At 43.6% G+C, this 16306-nt stretch carries 16 protein-coding genes; 9 read left to right on the forward strand and 7 right to left on the reverse strand.

Annotated features, from left to right (window positions below):
• Positions 1 to 17: 17 nt before the first annotated feature.
• The 6 genes from pstA to greB all read right to left on the reverse strand — a co-directional run bounded on the left by pstA (position 18) and on the right by greB (position 6292).
• Complete coding sequence (pstA, locus tag PR725_RS13840) at positions 18 to 899, reverse strand: phosphate ABC transporter permease PstA (RefSeq protein WP_004266119.1); 882 nt, start codon at positions 897 to 899, stop codon at positions 18 to 20.
• Between the two features lies 1 nt (position 900).
• Positions 901 to 1857, reverse strand: coding sequence for a phosphate ABC transporter permease PstC (pstC, locus tag PR725_RS13845; protein ID WP_004262847.1), 957 nt, complete (start codon positions 1855 to 1857; stop codon positions 901 to 903).
• Between the two features lie 130 nt (positions 1858 to 1987).
• On the reverse strand, positions 1988 to 3031 hold the full coding sequence (pstS, locus tag PR725_RS13850; RefSeq protein ID WP_004266120.1) for a phosphate ABC transporter substrate-binding protein PstS: 1044 nt from the start codon (positions 3029 to 3031) through the stop codon (positions 1988 to 1990).
• Positions 3032 to 3642: 611 nt separating this feature from the next.
• Positions 3643 to 4974, reverse strand: a complete 1332-nt coding sequence (gene envZ / locus PR725_RS13855) for a two-component system sensor histidine kinase EnvZ (protein ID WP_004266121.1) — start codon at positions 4972 to 4974, stop codon at positions 3643 to 3645.
• Positions 4971 to 5690, reverse strand: a complete 720-nt coding sequence (gene ompR / locus PR725_RS13860; RefSeq protein WP_004266122.1) for an osmolarity response regulator transcription factor OmpR — start codon at positions 5688 to 5690, stop codon at positions 4971 to 4973. Before ompR ends, envZ begins: the two co-directional genes overlap by 4 nt.
• A gap of 116 nt (positions 5691 to 5806) precedes the next feature.
• Positions 5807 to 6292, reverse strand: coding sequence for a transcription elongation factor GreB (greB, locus tag PR725_RS13865; protein WP_109912392.1), 486 nt, complete (start codon positions 6290 to 6292; stop codon positions 5807 to 5809).
• Between the two features lie 168 nt (positions 6293 to 6460).
• On the opposite strand from greB, the gene PR725_RS13870 reads away from it, so the two are divergent.
• The 4 genes from PR725_RS13870 to PR725_RS13885 all read left to right on the forward strand — a co-directional run bounded on the left by PR725_RS13870 (position 6461) and on the right by PR725_RS13885 (position 11956).
• Positions 6461 to 8791, forward strand: coding sequence for a Tex family protein (locus PR725_RS13870; protein ID WP_117162934.1), 2331 nt, complete (start codon positions 6461 to 6463; stop codon positions 8789 to 8791).
• Between the two features lie 341 nt (positions 8792 to 9132).
• Positions 9133 to 9363 (forward strand): ferrous iron transporter A, encoded by a 231-nt coding sequence (gene feoA, locus PR725_RS13875; protein ID WP_004266125.1) that lies wholly within the window; start codon positions 9133 to 9135, stop codon positions 9361 to 9363.
• Positions 9364 to 9392: 29 nt separating this feature from the next.
• Complete coding sequence (feoB, locus tag PR725_RS13880) at positions 9393 to 11711, forward strand: Fe(2+) transporter permease subunit FeoB (RefSeq protein ID WP_272569432.1); 2319 nt, start codon at positions 9393 to 9395, stop codon at positions 11709 to 11711.
• An 11-nt stretch (positions 11712 to 11722) separates the two neighbouring features.
• On the forward strand, positions 11723 to 11956 hold the full coding sequence (locus PR725_RS13885; protein WP_004266127.1) for a FeoC-like transcriptional regulator: 234 nt from the start codon (positions 11723 to 11725) through the stop codon (positions 11954 to 11956).
• A gap of 48 nt (positions 11957 to 12004) precedes the next feature.
• Here PR725_RS13885 and bioH read toward each other — a convergent pair whose 3' ends face one another.
• The gene (gene bioH / locus PR725_RS13890; RefSeq protein WP_004266128.1) at positions 12005 to 12784 is read right to left on the reverse strand and encodes a pimeloyl-ACP methyl ester esterase BioH; all 780 of its coding nucleotides are present in this window, start codon (positions 12782 to 12784) and stop codon (positions 12005 to 12007) included.
• Positions 12785 to 12838: 54 nt separating this feature from the next.
• Between bioH and PR725_RS13895 the strand changes: the two genes are divergently transcribed.
• The 5 genes from PR725_RS13895 to PR725_RS13915 all read left to right on the forward strand — a co-directional run bounded on the left by PR725_RS13895 (position 12839) and on the right by PR725_RS13915 (position 16226).
• Positions 12839 to 13522, forward strand: coding sequence for a DNA utilization protein GntX (locus PR725_RS13895; RefSeq protein WP_272569435.1), 684 nt, complete (start codon positions 12839 to 12841; stop codon positions 13520 to 13522).
• Positions 13523 to 13585: 63 nt separating this feature from the next.
• Entirely contained in the window at positions 13586 to 14164 is a 579-nt protein-coding gene (nfuA, locus tag PR725_RS13900; protein ID WP_004266130.1) for a Fe-S biogenesis protein NfuA, read from the forward strand.
• A gap of 89 nt (positions 14165 to 14253) precedes the next feature.
• A complete protein-coding gene (glpE, locus tag PR725_RS13905) occupies positions 14254 to 14577 on the forward strand; it encodes a thiosulfate sulfurtransferase GlpE (RefSeq protein ID WP_110731471.1) in 324 nt (107 codons plus the stop codon).
• Between the two features lie 16 nt (positions 14578 to 14593).
• Positions 14594 to 15439 (forward strand): rhomboid family intramembrane serine protease GlpG, encoded by an 846-nt coding sequence (gene glpG / locus PR725_RS13910; protein WP_004266132.1) that lies wholly within the window; start codon positions 14594 to 14596, stop codon positions 15437 to 15439.
• Between the two features lie 28 nt (positions 15440 to 15467).
• Complete coding sequence (locus PR725_RS13915; protein WP_004262881.1) at positions 15468 to 16226, forward strand: DeoR/GlpR family transcriptional regulator; 759 nt, start codon at positions 15468 to 15470, stop codon at positions 16224 to 16226.
• Positions 16227 to 16306 lie beyond the last annotated feature (80 nt).

A 16306-nucleotide genomic window follows, 5' to 3' on the forward strand; every position in this document is an offset into this window, starting at 1 on the left:
CTTTATTTATCTGGCGCTTAGTGTTTTTTCTGTGCGAAAACAACACGTGCAATGATGTTAATCAGCAGGACACATAAGGTAATTAACAGAACCCCAGCCCATGCAAGCTCTTGCCATTCAGAGAATGGGCTCATTGCAAATTTGAAGATTGTCACTGGTAAGTTGGCAATTGGCTCGCTCATATCTGTACTCCAGAACTGATTTGACAGTGAAGTAAACAGAAGCGGTGCGGTTTCCCCAGCAATACGTGCAATTGCAAGCAAGATCCCAGTGATAATCCCTGACACAGACGCTTTTAGCGTAATAGATAAAATCATTTTCCATTTTGGTGTGCCAAGTGCATAAGCGGCTTCACGCAAGCTATCCGGAACTAATTTCAACATATTTTCAGTAGTTCGAATAACAATTGGAATTTGCAGCAATGCAAGCGCCACGACCCCAGCCCAACCCGAGAAGTGCTGCATTTGAGCAACCACAATGGTGTACACAAACAACCCTACAACGATAGATGGAGCTGATAATAAAATGTCATTAATAAAGCGGGTGACTGAAGCTAACCATGACTTACGCCCATATTCAGCTAAATAAATTCCCGCTAAAATCCCTAAAGGCGTACCGATAACTGTCGCCCATAAGATTAATAAGCCACTACCTACGATGGCATTTGCCAACCCGCCACCTTCCGTATTAGGTGGTGGAGTCATTTCAGTAAACAGATTGAGGGACATGCCATCAATCCCTTTAGTGACTGTAGAAAATAAAATCCACACTAACCAGAACAAGCCGAAAGCCATAGTTAACATCGAGACAAGTAGTGCCATTCTGTTAACTTGGCGACGCCACGCTTGACGACGAGCTCGTTCTTTTTCATTCACTGCGATAGGTTGAGATATCGACATTTTAACGGCCCTCATTTTTCGCAAGACGCATGACCATTAACTTGGAAATCGCTAACACAATAAAAGTGATAACAAACAGGATCAGTCCAAGTTCCATCAAGGCCGAGGTATGTAAGCCGCTCTCAGCTTCCGCAAATTCATTTGCCAGTGCTGAGGTAATACTGTTTCCAGGCATAAACAGTGATGCGCTATCAAGTTGGTAAGTATTACCAATCACGAAAGTAACCGCCATGGTTTCACCCAGTGCACGGCCAAGACCTAACATCACTCCACCGATTACCCCATTGCGGGTATACGGCAGCACGATATTCCAAATCACTTCCCATGTTGTACAGCCAATCCCGTAGGCTGACTCTTTCATCATCACAGGAGTTTGTTCAAATACATCGCGCATCACTGACGCAATATACGGAATAATCATAATCGCGAGGATAATCCCCGCTGCTAAAATACCGATTCCGAATGCAGGCCCTGAAAATAGTTCACCGACAATCGGCACACTCGACATCACATTACCAACTGGTTCTTGGAAATACTCTGCAAACAAAGGTGCAAAGACAAATAACCCCCACATCCCATAAACGATACTTGGGATAGCAGCAAGGAGTTCAATCGCGATACCAAGCGGACGTTTTAGCCAATTGGGAGCCAGCTCGGTTAGGAATAGTGCTATACCAAAACTAACGGGTACTGCGATAATCAGAGCAATTAACGATGTAACGATAGTGCCATAAATAGGCACAAGAGCACCGAATTCTTCCGCCGGAGCATCCCACTCTTTGGTCCACAAAAACGAAAACCCAAACTTCTGCATACTTGGCCAAGATGCAAAAATAAGGGAAATAATAATGCCTCCGAGCATTAACAAAGTGATGAGCGCGGCAATCTTTACCAGTGCACTAAAAATCACATCACCTGATTTGCTGGGAGCTCTAAATGCCGTTGTTTTCTCGGCCATGCGCTTTGTTCTCATTTCATTCCTGCTCTTTTCTACAGGATTGCGTTACAACGATGAGCGGGTAAGCTCTGTTCCTCAGCACTTACCCGCCATTTCCAACCCTAAGTGCACTTAGAAAACCTAAGTTCACCTAGAATAATGCTTTACCTTGGCTATCTTTAACTTCTGTTTTCCATGCTGCACGTACTGCGGTCACGACTTCTTGAGGTAAAATTGCGTAATCTAGTGCTTCCGCTTGTTTACCACCTTTATCATAAGCCCAGTTGAAGAAATCAAGAACCGCTTTGCCTTTTTCCGCATTCTCTTGCTGCTTGTGAACTAAGATGAATGTGGTTGAGGTTATCGGCCATGCATTCGCACCATCACGGTTTGTTAAATCTTGAGCAAAAGATTTAGACCAGTCCACTTTCTTCGCTGCTGCGCTGAAGCTTTCACCCGTTGGTGAAACCGCTTCGCCATCAGCGGAGATTAATTTAGTATACGCAAGGTTGTTCTGTTTTGCGTATGCATATTCAACATAACCGATAGAACCTGGTAGACGCTGTACGAAAGCTGCAACGCCATCATTCCCTTTACCACCTACGCTATTTTTCGGCCAGTTAACGGTAGAGCCCGCACCAACGTCTGATTTCCAGCTTGCGCTTACTTTAGCAAGGTAGCTCGTGAATACGAACGTAGTACCCGAACCGTCAGAACGTCTAACGACTGCGATAGCTTGGTCTGGTAAACTCACATTTGGATTCAATTTAGCGATTGCTGGGTCATTCCATTTAGTGATTTTACCTAAATAGATATCACCTAATGTGTTGCCATCTAAAGTCAATTGTCCAGACTCAATGCCTTTTACATTTACAGCCAGTACCACACCACCGATAACCGTAGGGAACTGGAATAAGCCATCTTCTTTGAGTTTTTCATCAGTTAATGGGGCGTCAGAAGCTCCGAAATCAACTGTTTTTGCATTAATTTGTTTGACACCACCAGAAGAACCAATCCCCTGATAGTTTACTTTATTACCTGTTTCTTTCTGATAAGAATCTGCCCACTTCGCATAAACAGGAGCAGGAAAGGTCGCGCCAGCTCCGGTCAGGCTGGTAGCAGCAAAAGAAGACATTGCAGTCAGAGATAAAGTTGCTGCCATTACGCTTGCTAAGGTGGTACGCGTCATTTTCATAATCCCTCCGGGGATGTATAGAAACAATCAAGTATAAAATTGTTGGGTGTATGTCACGGTAGGAAAAATAGGACAATTTAGTTACGACAACATGTCGTTTTTATGACAGTTTTATGACAATTGCTGATTTTTTCACTGGCGAGAAAACAAAAACGAAGAAAAATACAATTTTACAACTTAAAATTCAATTAGTTATAAAAACAAAATTTCAAAACTAATATCAAAAAGAAAAATGACAGACTGTCATAAAAGCGAAAAATATTTTTATCCTGCAACTATAAAGTAATACTCAAAACAATTTGTGTTGCAGCTAGGCGGCAAGCGAGGATATCTCGGGGGAGCATACACAAGTATGTGACCCGAGTAGCCGAACGCAGCCAACAACGCTGCGGCGTAAAGTGTGAAGAGTAGAAGGATAGCTCTAAATAGTTCAAGCTGTAGGTAGGCGCCAAAACAGATAGCCTCTTTTCCTACTTGATACAAATAATACTCAAAACAATTTGTGTTGCAGCTAGGCGGCAAGCGAGGATATCTCGGGGAGCATACACAAGTATGTGACCCGAGTAGCCGAACGCAGCCAACAACGCTGCGGCGTAAAGTGTGAAGAGTATTTAGTCTTCTTTCTCTTTAAGAGGAAGCAAAGCCCTAATAGCAAACCCGCCACGCTCACTTTTATGAATCTCAATGCTCCCTTCGTGAGCATCAACAATTCGACGAATAATCGCTAGACCTAACCCTGTTCCTTTGTTGCTACGGGCTTTTTCACCTTGCACAAATGGCTGGAACAGGCGGTGAATATCTTCTTCTTTGATACCTGCGCCATCGTCTTCAACTTGGAACCAAACTGAGTCTTCCGTTTTACCACTACTGACCTTGATCCAGCCATTACCATAGCGGTATGCATTAACTATCATGTTCGTAATAGCGCGTTTGATCGCTAATGGGTTACCATTAACAATCATTGAGCCGGGCTCAAGTGCGGTTTCAATTTCACCGATGACATTGCTTTCTGAGTTCACCGCGTCCATTAAAATAGCGTTAAGGTCACAGAATTCCATATCCATTTCTTGACCTGTTTTCAGGTAGGACATGAATTGACCGATAATCGCATCACACTCTTCAATATCTTTATTAATTGATTCCGCCAGATAGCTATCTTCTGGGCTCATCATCTCTGTTGCTAAACGAATACGGGTTAAAGGTGTTCTTAGGTCATGGCTTACCCCTGCCATTAAGACAGTTCGATCATTTTCTAAGGTTTTAATCCCTGCTGCCATGTGGTTAAAAGAACGGATGGCGGCCCTAACCTCGGTGGCGCCTTTTTCTTGCATTGGGGGCAAAATTACCCCTTTACCAACTTCACCTGCATGATACTCCAATTCAAGCAACGGCTTGTTTTGGTAGCGTATATACAACCATACCCCGGCAAAAATGGTGAGAAAAATCGTTAAGGTATAGCGAAAAACCAGGGAAAACTGATTTTGACCAATTTCAGTCAGAGGAACTCGCACCCAGATATCAGGTGCGAGATAAGACGTTAGCCATAGAATGGGATACTCTCGGCCTAGTTCGAGATGAACACTCGCCTTGCCACCAATATATTCGGACATATGTTCGCTTAGAAAATCATACTCTTTTGCCCAGTTCAGCCCTTCTTCCATTGCCGCTGAATGTGCATAAAAGGTAATCCCTAATTCATTGTAGATTTTCTTACGCAACGCGGGAGATACCCGCACTGAGGTTCCATCTTGTAGAACCATTTTCTCTGTCATTAATGTTCTTACTTCGTATGCCAATACCTTATTGAATTGTTGTAAGCTAGGCATCACAACAAAATTCAACACGACCATATAACTGGTTACGAGGCTCGCAAACAGTAAGGCTACAAATAAAAATAACGAGCGAGAAAATGTACTACGCCTTGAAAACCTCAGTCGCTTCATGCTTTACTTCCATCCGGAACAAACACATAGCCCAAGCCCCAAACCGTCTGAATATAACGAGGATGTGCTGGGTCTTCTTCAACCATACGACGCAAACGTGAGATTTGAACATCAATAGAACGTTCCATCGCACTGTATTCACGGCCTCGCGCTAAGCTCATTAACTTATCACGAGACAACGGTTCCCTTGGATAAGAAACCAACACTTTTAACACCGCGAATTCGCCGCTGGTTAATGGCATATTTTCATCACCTTGGAACATTTCTCGTGTTCCAAGATTTAATTTAAATTTACCGAAAGTAATTATTGCATCATCTTGAGATGGCGCACCCGGTAATTCGTTAGCTTGACGACGTAATACCGCACGGATACGAGCTAGCAATTCCCGTGGATTAAAAGGTTTTGGAATATAGTCATCTGCACCGATTTCTAAGCCAACGATACGATCAACTTCTTCACCTTTCGCTGTCACCATAATAATAGGAATTGGGTTATTTTGACTACGTAAGCGGCGGCAAATCGATAGGCCATCTTCACCCGGTAGCATTAAATCTAAGACGATCAAATGAATAGATTCCCTTGTCAGGATTCTGTCCATCTGTTCAGCGTTTGCAGCACTCCTTACCTGAAAACCCTGCTCAGTGAGGTAACGTTCCAGCAGTGCACGTAAACGCATATCATCATCGACGACAAGAACCTTATAACTTTCCTGCATTTTGTAGCCCTCAAGATGTGCATCTTTCAAATTATTTTTTTAATGAATGTAAGTAAAACAATATTAATGCTCACTAATTTACCACTAACGTAGGATTTAATGAATCATTTTACTCTTCAGGTAGTTAGTGGGTGGTAGCTTATTTCTAACACAAAATAAGTCACCTGCCCTCCTGGCGTATTTACTGTTATTTCATCATCAACCTGTTTGCCTATCAAGGCTCGTGCTACCGGAGAGTCTATTGAAATCCATTGTTTTGTAGGGTTGAACTCATCAGCACCGACGATACGGAATATTCTGATATTTTCATTTTCATCTTCTAGTTTAACCCATGCGCCAAAAAAGACACGGCCTTCTTGGCGGGGATCAGGCTCGATAATCCTTAATTGATCCAATCTTTTGGATAAAAAACGGATGCGCCTATCAATCTCACGCAACCTTTTTTTACCATAAATATATTCTGCATTTTCTGAGCGATCCCCTTGAGCAGCGGCCTCTGAAACAGATTGAGTAACCCGAGGGCGTTCTTCCTTCCACAGGTACTTCAGCTCTTTATCTAATGCATCCCAACCTTCACGTGTAATTAAAAGACTTTTAGTCATAACCTTCAGATTTTAGCCAGTGGAGCCATAATTATAATATTTTATAGAACATAATCTGAGACTTTCCTACCAATAGGCTCAAATTCAGTCTGGAAATTCTCTTTCTCACCAAGTATAACAGTGCAGTAAATTTTTTAACTGTTCTTTCAGTAGGTATTTAAATTCGACATGAATGAAACTCTAAGCCAAATTATTGCAGCGGAACTGCAAGCCCAGCCGAAACAGGTTTTTTCTGCCATCACGCTGTTAGATGAAGGAAATACTGTCCCGTTTATTGCGCGTTATCGTAAAGAAGTTACCGGTGGGTTGGACGATACTCAGCTTCGCCAGCTAGAAAGCCGTTTAGGGTACTTGCGCGAATTAAATGACCGTAAACAGACCATTCTTAAATCGATAGAAGAGCAAGGTAAATTGACACCTGAGCTTGCCTCCGCTATTGACACTACGCTCAATAAAACCGAACTTGAAGACCTGTATCTTCCGTATAAACCGAAACGTCGCACCCGTGGGCAAATTGCCATCGAAGCAGGACTTGAGCCTTTAGCTGACACCCTGTGGAATGACCCTAACCAGTCACCTGATGAACTCGCAAAAACCTATATCGATGCAGACAAAGGTGTTGCTGATGTCAAAGCCGCTTTAGATGGCGCTCGCTATATCCTTATGGAACGCTTCGCCGAAGATGCGGCTCTTTTAGCGAAAGTTCGCGACTATATTTGGAAAAATGCCCATCTTGTTTCTGTTGTTGCAGAAGGTAAGCAAGAAGAAGGGGTAAAATTTAGCGACTATTTTGAACATCACGAACCTGTTGCTCAGGTTCCTTCTCATCGAGCTCTTGCGATGTTCCGTGGTCGTAACGAAGGAATTCTACAGCTTTCATTAAACTGTGATCCTCAGTTCGATGAACCACCAAAAGAAAGTTACTGCGAAGAAATTATCACCCGCCACTTAGATATTCGTTTAAACAATGCTCCGGCTGACCAATGGCGTAAAGCGGTGATCAGTTGGACATGGCGTGTCAAAGTATTACTGCACTTGGAAACAGAAGTGATGAGCTCACTGCGTGAAAAGGCCGAAGAAGAAGCCATTAACGTATTTGCTCGTAACCTCAGTGATTTACTGATGGCAGCACCTGCAGGAATGCGTGCCACCATGGGCTTAGACCCAGGCCTGCGGACTGGCGTGAAAGTCGCTGTCGTGGATGCGACAGGAAAATTAATTGCGACCGATACGATTTATCCGCATACCGGGCAAGCTGCCAAAGCGGCAACCATCGTCGCAGCACTTTGCCAAAAACACAATGTCGAATTAGTAGCGATAGGTAACGGGACCGCTTCTCGCGAAACGGAACGTTTCTTTGCTGAAGTACAAAAACAGTACCCAGAAGTAAAGGCACAGAAAGTGATTGTTAGCGAAGCTGGCGCTTCTGTTTATTCCGCTTCTGAACTTGCAGCGCTGGAATTTCCAAGCTTAGATGTGTCTTTACGTGGTGCCGTATCAATTGCCCGCCGCCTACAAGACCCGTTGGCTGAATTGGTGAAAATTGACCCTAAATCCATTGGGGTTGGCCAATATCAGCATGATGTCAGCCAGACGCAATTAGCGCGTAAGCTCGATGCGGTCGTCGAAGACTGTGTAAACTCCGTTGGTGTTGACTTAAATACCGCTTCTGTTGCCTTACTGACTCGGGTTGCCGGTTTAAGCAAAATGATTGCGCAAAACGTGGTGGACTGGCGCGACCAAAATGGCCAGTTTAGCGATAGAAAACAGTTACTCAAAGTTGCGCGTCTTGGGCCAAAAGCTTTTGAACAATGTGCAGGCTTCTTACGTATCACCAATGGTGAAAACCCATTAGATGCCTCTACTGTTCACCCTGAAGCTTATCCAATTGTCGAAAAAATTCTTGAGTCTGTCCGCCAGCCGCTCAAAGAAATTATGGGTAATTCACAGGTACTTAATGCCTTGAGCCCACGCGACTTCACCACGGAACAATTTGGGGTTCCAACCGTCACTGACATCATTAAAGAGCTGGAAAAACCGGGCCGTGACCCACGTCCTGAGTTTAAAACAGCGACCTTCGCGGAAGGCGTAGAAACCATGAAGGACCTGACTCCTGGCATGATTTTAGAAGGTGCGGTTACCAATGTGACTAACTTCGGTGCCTTTGTAGATATTGGTGTTCACCAAGACGGTTTAGTTCATATTTCTTCACTTTCAAATAGTTATGTCGAAGACCCACACAAAGTGGTAAAAGCCGGTGACATTGTAAAAGTCAAAGTGTTAGATGTGGATATTGCGCGCAAACGTATTGCGTTAACGATGCGTTTAGATGAACAAGCCGGTGATGCGAACAGTGCACCTCGCCGTGCAGCCCCTGAGCAGGACAAAAATACACGTAAGGCTCCTCAATCAAGAGGTAATTCACGCCAAAACAACGCATCTTCTGGTAATAGTGCCATGAGTGATGCCCTTGCTGCTGCATTTGGCAAAAAGCGCTAACTTTTTAATAGGCATCGCAATGTACTTATTGTGATGCCTATATCAAAAAATAATCGCTGTAATTAATTATCCCAACCAATATATTGAACATTATTCCACCCTCTCCCCCGCGTTTACTCCGCCATTACTTTTGCTAACGAAACACCGCAAACTCAATGCTTCGTTGATCCACATCAAGTCAAACTGACGAAAAAAGAGGCTAAATATAACAAAAGGTGGATGATTATGATTCTCATTGTTAATTAGATTTATTTTTGTTTGGCAGTCTTATTACCTGAGCAATTGTAATCTTTAACAATTGTCATCGATATCATTATGAATTAAATGATTAGGAAGACACTATGGCAATACTTCCTCAATGCAGTTACAAAATACTTGGTTTCTCTCCAGAAATCAGTCCTGCATACCGACAAAAACTACTCTCACTCGGTTTACTTCCGGGTTCTGTCTTTAAAGTGGTGCGCTTGGCGCCTTTTGGTGATCCTGTACAAATAGAAACTCACCGTGTCAGCTTAGTGCTGCGTAAAAAGGATCTTGCCCTACTCAATCTAGATGAAGCGACCACCGTTTAAGTATTTCTTTTTTATTATTGGCAAACACTATGAAACGATTAACTATCGGCTTAATTGGTAACCCCAATGCAGGCAAAACGACCCTATTTAACCAACTTACAGGGTCAAGGCAGCGGGTCGGTAACTGGGCAGGGGTCACTGTTGAACGAAAAGTGGGTCGCTTCCATACCGATGACCATAAAATCGAGCTTGTTGACCTACCCGGCACTTACTCTTTGACCACCATTTCTGAACAAACCTCTCTCGACGAACAAATCGCCTGCTACTTTATTTTAAGTGGTGAGGCCGACATGCTCATTAATGTTGTCGATGCATCCAATTTAGAGCGTAACCTCTATCTGACATTACAATTAGTTGAGTTAGGCGTTCCATGTATTGTTGCCTTGAATATGTTGGATATCGCTCAAAGCCAACATATTGATATTAATATTACTGAATTAGAAAAACAGCTCGGTTGCCCTGTGATCCCAATGGTTTCAACTCGAGCAACTGGTATCGATAAACTGAAAAAAGCCATTGATACACATCCACAAAATAGCCAACAAGCCCTTGTGGAATATCCACCCCAGTTATTGCAGGCAGTGGATTCGTTATCTGAACAAATTTCAACACAACAATTTAGCCATCAGCAACGCCGCTGGTTAGCATTACAAATTCTCGAAGGAGATATTTATAGCCGCCAACGCGCAGAAATATCTGAAGGGCAATTACTGGCGATACGCCAAACACTGAAAGAAGGCTTAAACGAAGAGCCTGAACTACTCATCGCTAACGCACGTTATCAATCTATTGCCACAATTTGTCATGCCGCGATTAACAATAGCGCCGCTGAACCAAATCGACTAACACAATCACTGGATAGATTTATTCTGAGCCGTTGGCTCGGTGTCCCTATTTTCTTATTTGTGATGTACCTGATGTTTGTCTTAGCCATTAACATTGGAGGGGCATTGCAGCCTTTCTTTGAAGGTGCTTCTGAGGCGGTATTTATTCATGGTATTCAATGGGTTGGTGCCTATTTCAGCTTCCCTGATTGGCTCACTATTTTCCTTGCCCAAGGTGTCGGCGGTGGTATTAATACAGTATTACCGTTAGTACCACAAATCGGGATGATGTACCTGTTTCTTTCAATACTGGAAGACTCGGGTTATATGGCACGAGCCGCTTTCGTGATGGACCGCCTCATGCAGGCGCTAGGTTTACCAGGTAAATCCTTCGTACCGTTGATTGTCGGCTTTGGCTGTAACGTACCATCAATTATGGGTGCACGCACGCTAGATGCACCACGTGAAAGGCTCATTACTGTACTAATGGCACCGTTTATGTCTTGTGGTGCAAGGCTGGCCATTTTCGCTGTTTTTGCTGCCGCTTTCTTTGGCAAAAATGGGGCTAGTGTGGTCTTTTCTCTCTATATTTTAGGGATTGTTGTCGCCATTTTGACAGGGTTATTACTAAAACATACCCTTATGCGTGGCGAGGCCTCTCCGTTTATTATGGAGCTTCCGGTTTACCATGTACCGCACATCAAAACATTGCTGATTCAAACATGGCAACGCCTAAAAGGCTTTGTGGTACGAGCGGGTAAAGTTATCGTCGTTGCCAGTATCTTTATTGGTGCATTAAATAGTTTCTCTTTCTCTGGTAAGCCTGTTGATAATATTAATGACTCTGCACTCGCTTCTGTCAGTAAAGTCATTACCCCTGCGTTACAGCCGATTGGTGTGCATGCAGATAATTGGCAAGCGACCGTGGGGTTAATTACCGGGGCGATGGCTAAAGAAGTCGTCGTGGGGACTTTAAATACTCTGTATACCGCTGAAGCCATTACTTCTGAGCCATTCGATGCAGAATCATTCAATTTATGGGAAGAACTGGGAGATGCGGTTTCTGAAACTTGGGACAGCTTAAAAGAAACTTTTACCTTAAGTGCGCTATCAAACCCTATCGAAGCCAGTAAAGGTGATGGAGAGATGGAGTCCGGTTCAATGGGCACTATGGCAGCGAAATTTGGTTCAGGCATTGCTGCCTATAGCTACCTAATCTTCGTCTTACTGTATGTGCCTTGCGTCTCGGTGATGGGTGCTATCGCACGTGAAACCAATAAAAGTTGGATGAGTTTCTCCATTCTGTGGGGCTTGAATGTGGCTTATAGCCTCGCGGCTCTGTTTTACCAAGTTGCCACATTCAGCGAGCACCCACAAAGCAGTTTGATTACCATTGCTGCGGTTGTCCTGTTCAACCTTGCCTTGTTCATATTCTTACGCCGCATGCGTAGCCGCGTAACCCTGAACATCAAAAGCAAAACTGCAGAGCAATGTTCTGGCTGTTCAAGTGATGCTTGCCACTAAGGAATAAAACGATGACTAGCTTGCTGCAAATAAGAGATTTAATCGCCTTATATGGGCAAGCTGACATCTCGCTACTCAGTGAGCAGCTAAATACACCGGTTCCATTAATTCAAGCGATGGTTGAGAAACTCATCAGCTTAGAAAAAATTGAACAAGTCGATATCAACGCTTGTTTAACGGGCAGTAGTTGTAAAGGCTGCCCAGAAAGCACTGATTGCGCTCATTTTGTGTATAAAATCAAATAATAGGCACACCATAAAAAAATCAGCCATGAGTTAGGCTGATTTTTTTATTTATTCCTCGATACGACTTTGAAAATCCAACAGGTATTCGCAAAACTCATCAGGATGGGAAATAAAGGGTGCATGGGCACTATTGCGCATAATGACAGATGGGGAATTAGGGTAAAGCTCATCTAAAATGGGCACTATTTTGCGCGGTACCAAGCCATCGAGATAACCATAAATGCGCAAGAAAGGAATGGGTAACTGTTTTAATTCATCGCGCAAATCTTCGGTACGCAATGATTCAAGCCCGGCATTTAACGTTTCAACCGTTGGGATAGGTTGTTCAAGTACCACGGACTTCAAGGTTCTAGCATCATTTCTTGCGCTTTCTGTCCCTAATGTCTGCAATGCTAAAAAACGCTCAACGGTACGATGAAAATCAGCCGAAAGTTGCTGTTCGAAACCTAATAAAACTTCCGGTCGGATCCCCGCCCAACCGTTTTCTTCTGCTTTAAAGCATGGAGAAGAAGCAACGGTAATTAACCCTTTGACTTCATAAGGATGGTCAAGCGCAACACGACTTGCAACTAGCCCACCAAGTGACCAACCGAGCCAAATCGCGTTTTTAGGCGCTTGTTCCCACAAAATATTTGCCATTGATTGAATATTCATAGGAAGGAAACCTTGGCTACGCCCATAACCTGGCAGGTCAACTAAATGAACCCGAAAGTGCGAAGCGATTCGCGGAATAATTGTTTGCCAGACTTGTGCGTTCAGTCCCCATCCGTGCAGCAACACAAGATCTTGTTTACCTTCACCAACGGTCTGCCAATATAACTTTGCCATCGTTACACTCTCTTCATTCATTTATTTGTCAATTCGTTTTAACGGGACGCTACTATGCTAACAATGGAGGGGGGCTGCTGGCTATGTCACCAATCACTAAAATTAACTCATCAGGGTATTTGTCATTTTTGCCTCAAAGGACTACCTAAAATGCCAACCTGCTGTTTACGCTGCGCTTTACCCTGTGAGCAGCCTACCATGGAGTGCGGACGTTGCCTAAAAAACCCTCCCGCATGGCAGAGAATTATCACAGTAACCCCGTACCAAGGCGCTTTACGCTTGTTAATCCATCGTTTTAAATTTCAAAAACAATCTCAACTTGCTTTTACTCTAGCACGAATTTTTGCGTTATTTTGGCTCACGGGTTACCGCCAACAAAAATGGCAAAAACCGGACTTAATCATCACCATTCCACTGCATCGCCGCCGTCTGTGGTGGAGAGGATTTGACCATATGGCATTAATAGGCGAAAATTTATCCAGATGGTTAAATATCCCCTATTCGCAAAATTCATTATCACGTAGTCGTGCTACACTGGCACAGATTACACTAAAACGTGAGTATCGCCGAAATAACCTAAAGGGAGCATTTACCTTAAACAACTCGGTTTCAAACCTACATGTTGCTGTTCTTGATGATGTTATTACAACAGGTTCCACCATGAATACCGCAGCACAATTGTTGATTTGTGCGGGTGTACATACTGTTGATGCATGGTCACTGTGTCGCACCTTGTAGGAAAGGGGTAAATGGGCGTATTATAACCAACTAAAGCAGTCAACTATTATTGAGCAAATGATTATGATTAATATTACTGAAGCAGCACAGGCTCATTTTGCCAAATTGTTGGAAAATCAAGAGCCAGGAACTCAAATCCGTGTTTTTGTTATCAACCCAGGCACACCAACCGCAGAGTGCGGTGTGTCATACTGCCCTCCGGGTGCCGTTGAAGCAACAGATAAAGAACTAAAGTTCGAGAAATTATCTGCTTATGTTGATGAAATTAGCGCGCCATTCTTAGATGATGCCGAGATTGACTTCGTTACCGACCAACTGGGCTCACAACTGACGTTAAAAGCACCAAACGCCAAAATGCGTAAGGTCTCTGATGACGCACCATTAATTGAACGTGTTGAGTATGTTTTACAGTCACAAATTAACCCACAACTTGCCAGCCACGGTGGCCGTGTTTCCCTGATGGAAATCACCGATGAAGGCTTTGCAATTCTGCAATTTGGTGGCGGCTGTAACGGTTGTTCAATGGTTGATGTCACTCTTAAAGAAGGTATCGAAAAAGAACTTCTCAAAATGTTTGAAGGTGAGCTAAAAGGCGTTAAAGACCTAACTGAACACCAACGTGGCGAGCACTCTTTCTACTAATCAATACCACGAGTATTTGGCACTTGGTTTTTTACGGGTGCCTCTCATTTAACCTTTTATCGGTTGTTACCTACTGTATTTGGTATTTTATGGACCATTTTGAAACACTAACACCAGAGCAAGCTTACCAACATTGGGTGGACGGTACTGCCATACTGGTAGATGTACGAGACCCACAAAGTTTCCGCGCAGGCCATGCTAATGGGGCCTATCACCTCACCAATGAGTCACTAAGCCAATTTCTAGAACAAACGGATTACGAACAACCAGTTATGGTGATGTGTTACCATGGGCACAGTAGCCAAGGCGCTGCACAATATCTGATCAACATTGGCTTTGAATCTGTATACAGCATCAATGGTGGATTTGAAGCATGGTTAAGGGAATATCCACAAGCCGTTACGGCTCTCTAGATGAGAAAACGCATTCATGATCCACATCACCTCTTTTGCTAATCCTAGAATGGCACAAGCCTTTGTTGACTATATGGCTAGCAAAAATATCCACTTAATAATAAAGCCATCACAGGAACAAGCCGTCTTTGAGCTTTGGCTAGAAGATGAGCAATTTCAATCTCAAACCCAGAAAGAATTAGATATTTTTTTACAAGATCCAAATCACCCCCGCTACCTAGAAGCCAGTTGGCACACGGGAAGCGCAGATACCCAGTTTCAATATCGTAACTACCTGACCTGGGGCTACCTTAAAGAACAATCTGGCCCTTTAACTATCGCTGTTATTTTATTGTCGATTGTTGTATATCTTTGGGTAGAAATGACCGATGCCCGAGAAGTTCTACGCTATTTAGCATGGCCTATTGGCGACCAACAAACGGAACTTTGGCGTTGGTTTAGCCCTGCATTGGTGCACTTTTCGCTATCACATATTGGTTTCAACCTTGCGCTATGGTGGTTTCTGGCTGGGCAAGTTGAGCGAAAGCTCGGAACGGGTAAATTATTCACTATCTTACTAGTCTCTGCACTGTTTAGTAACTGGGGGCAGTCGCTGTTTAGTGAAAACAACTTTGGCGGCTTATCTGGTGTCGTCTATGCCCTTGTCAGCTATGTGTGGTTAACGGGTGAACGTCGGCCTGAAAGTGGCATCAGCGTCCCTCGTGGGTTAATGATATTCTCTATTATCTGGCTTTTTTTCGGTTACTTCGATGTTTTAGGTATGCATATTGCGAATGCCGCACATACTTCAGGGTTAATTATCGGCTTATTGATGGGAGTATGGGATAATAGGCACAGTTTTAAACACCAGAGCTCCAGATAAAACATTTTAATAATTAGAGGCTAACGCTGTGAAACAAACCCAGAGACATGATGCAATAGTTGAGCTTGTGCGTCTTCAGGGATATGTCAGTACTGAAGAACTCGTCGAACACTTTGAGGTAAGCCCTCAAACAATCCGTCGGGACCTCAATGACCTCGCTGAACAAAATAAAATTCAGCGGCACCACGGTGGTGCAGCACTGCCTTCAAGTTCCGTGAATGCGGCTTATAATGACCGTAAAATCATGTGGTCAGATGAAAAAGCGCGTATCGCACAACATGTTGCGAGCCAAATTCCTGACGGTGCAACATTGTTTATAGATATTGGTACCACTCCCGAAGCCGTTGCTCACGCATTGGTTAATCACAAAAACCTACGCGTGGTGACCAATAACCTTAATGTCGCCACATTACTGATGCCAAAAGAAGACTTCCGCCTAATTTTAGCGGGGGGTGAAGTTCGCTCAAGAGATGGCGGTATTGTCGGTGAAGCGACCCTCGATTTTATTTCTCAATTTAGGTTAGATTACGGTATTTTGGGTATCAGTGGTATTGATATGGATGGCTCATTACTTGAGTTCGATTACCATGAAGTTCGTACCAAACGCGCGATTATTGAAAACTCACGCTGTGTCATGCTCGTCACCGACCATTCTAAATTTGGTCGTAACGCGATGGTTAATTTGGGCAATATGAACCTGATTGACTACTTATTTACGGATAAACAGCCACCTGACAGCATTCTCAAAGTCATTGAGCAACATAATGTTCAATTAGAGCTTTGTTAATCAAATAATTATCTTAATGATGGTAGCGCCCGCTGCCATCATACTTCTTAGTCTCCTTTCCTATTTTAGTCTCCCCCGCC

The organism is Providencia sp. PROV255, assembly GCF_028478065.1.
Lineage (GTDB): Bacteria > Pseudomonadota > Gammaproteobacteria > Enterobacterales > Enterobacteriaceae > Providencia > Providencia rettgeri.

Bases quoted from the DNA above. Each gene is read 5' to 3' on its own strand.
- pstS (WP_004266120.1), bottom strand. From the start codon at position 3,031: ATGAAAATGACGCGTACCACCTTAGCAAGCGTAATGGCAGCAACTTTA.
- envZ (WP_004266121.1), bottom strand. From the start codon at position 4,974: ATGAAGCGACTGAGGTTTTCAAGGCGTAGTACATTTTCTCGCTCGTTA.
- glpE (WP_110731471.1), top strand. From the start codon at position 14,254: ATGGACCATTTTGAAACACTAACACCAGAGCAAGCTTACCAACATTGG.
- glpG (WP_004266132.1), top strand. From the start codon at position 14,594: ATGATCCACATCACCTCTTTTGCTAATCCTAGAATGGCACAAGCCTTT.
- feoA (WP_004266125.1), top strand. From the start codon at position 9,133: ATGGCAATACTTCCTCAATGCAGTTACAAAATACTTGGTTTCTCTCCA.
- PR725_RS13870 (WP_117162934.1), top strand. From the start codon at position 6,461: ATGAATGAAACTCTAAGCCAAATTATTGCAGCGGAACTGCAAGCCCAG.
- PR725_RS13895 (WP_272569435.1), top strand. From the start codon at position 12,839: ATGCTAACAATGGAGGGGGGCTGCTGGCTATGTCACCAATCACTAAAA.
- bioH (WP_004266128.1), bottom strand. From the start codon at position 12,784: ATGGCAAAGTTATATTGGCAGACCGTTGGTGAAGGTAAACAAGATCTT.
- PR725_RS13885 (WP_004266127.1), top strand. From the start codon at position 11,723: ATGACTAGCTTGCTGCAAATAAGAGATTTAATCGCCTTATATGGGCAA.
- nfuA (WP_004266130.1), top strand. From the start codon at position 13,586: ATGATTAATATTACTGAAGCAGCACAGGCTCATTTTGCCAAATTGTTG.
- pstC (WP_004262847.1), bottom strand. From the start codon at position 1,857: ATGGCCGAGAAAACAACGGCATTTAGAGCTCCCAGCAAATCAGGTGAT.
- greB (WP_109912392.1), bottom strand. From the start codon at position 6,292: ATGACTAAAAGTCTTTTAATTACACGTGAAGGTTGGGATGCATTAGAT.
- pstA (WP_004266119.1), bottom strand. From the start codon at position 899: ATGTCGATATCTCAACCTATCGCAGTGAATGAAAAAGAACGAGCTCGT.
- feoB (WP_272569432.1), top strand. From the start codon at position 9,393: ATGAAACGATTAACTATCGGCTTAATTGGTAACCCCAATGCAGGCAAA.
- ompR (WP_004266122.1), bottom strand. From the start codon at position 5,690: ATGCAGGAAAGTTATAAGGTTCTTGTCGTCGATGATGATATGCGTTTA.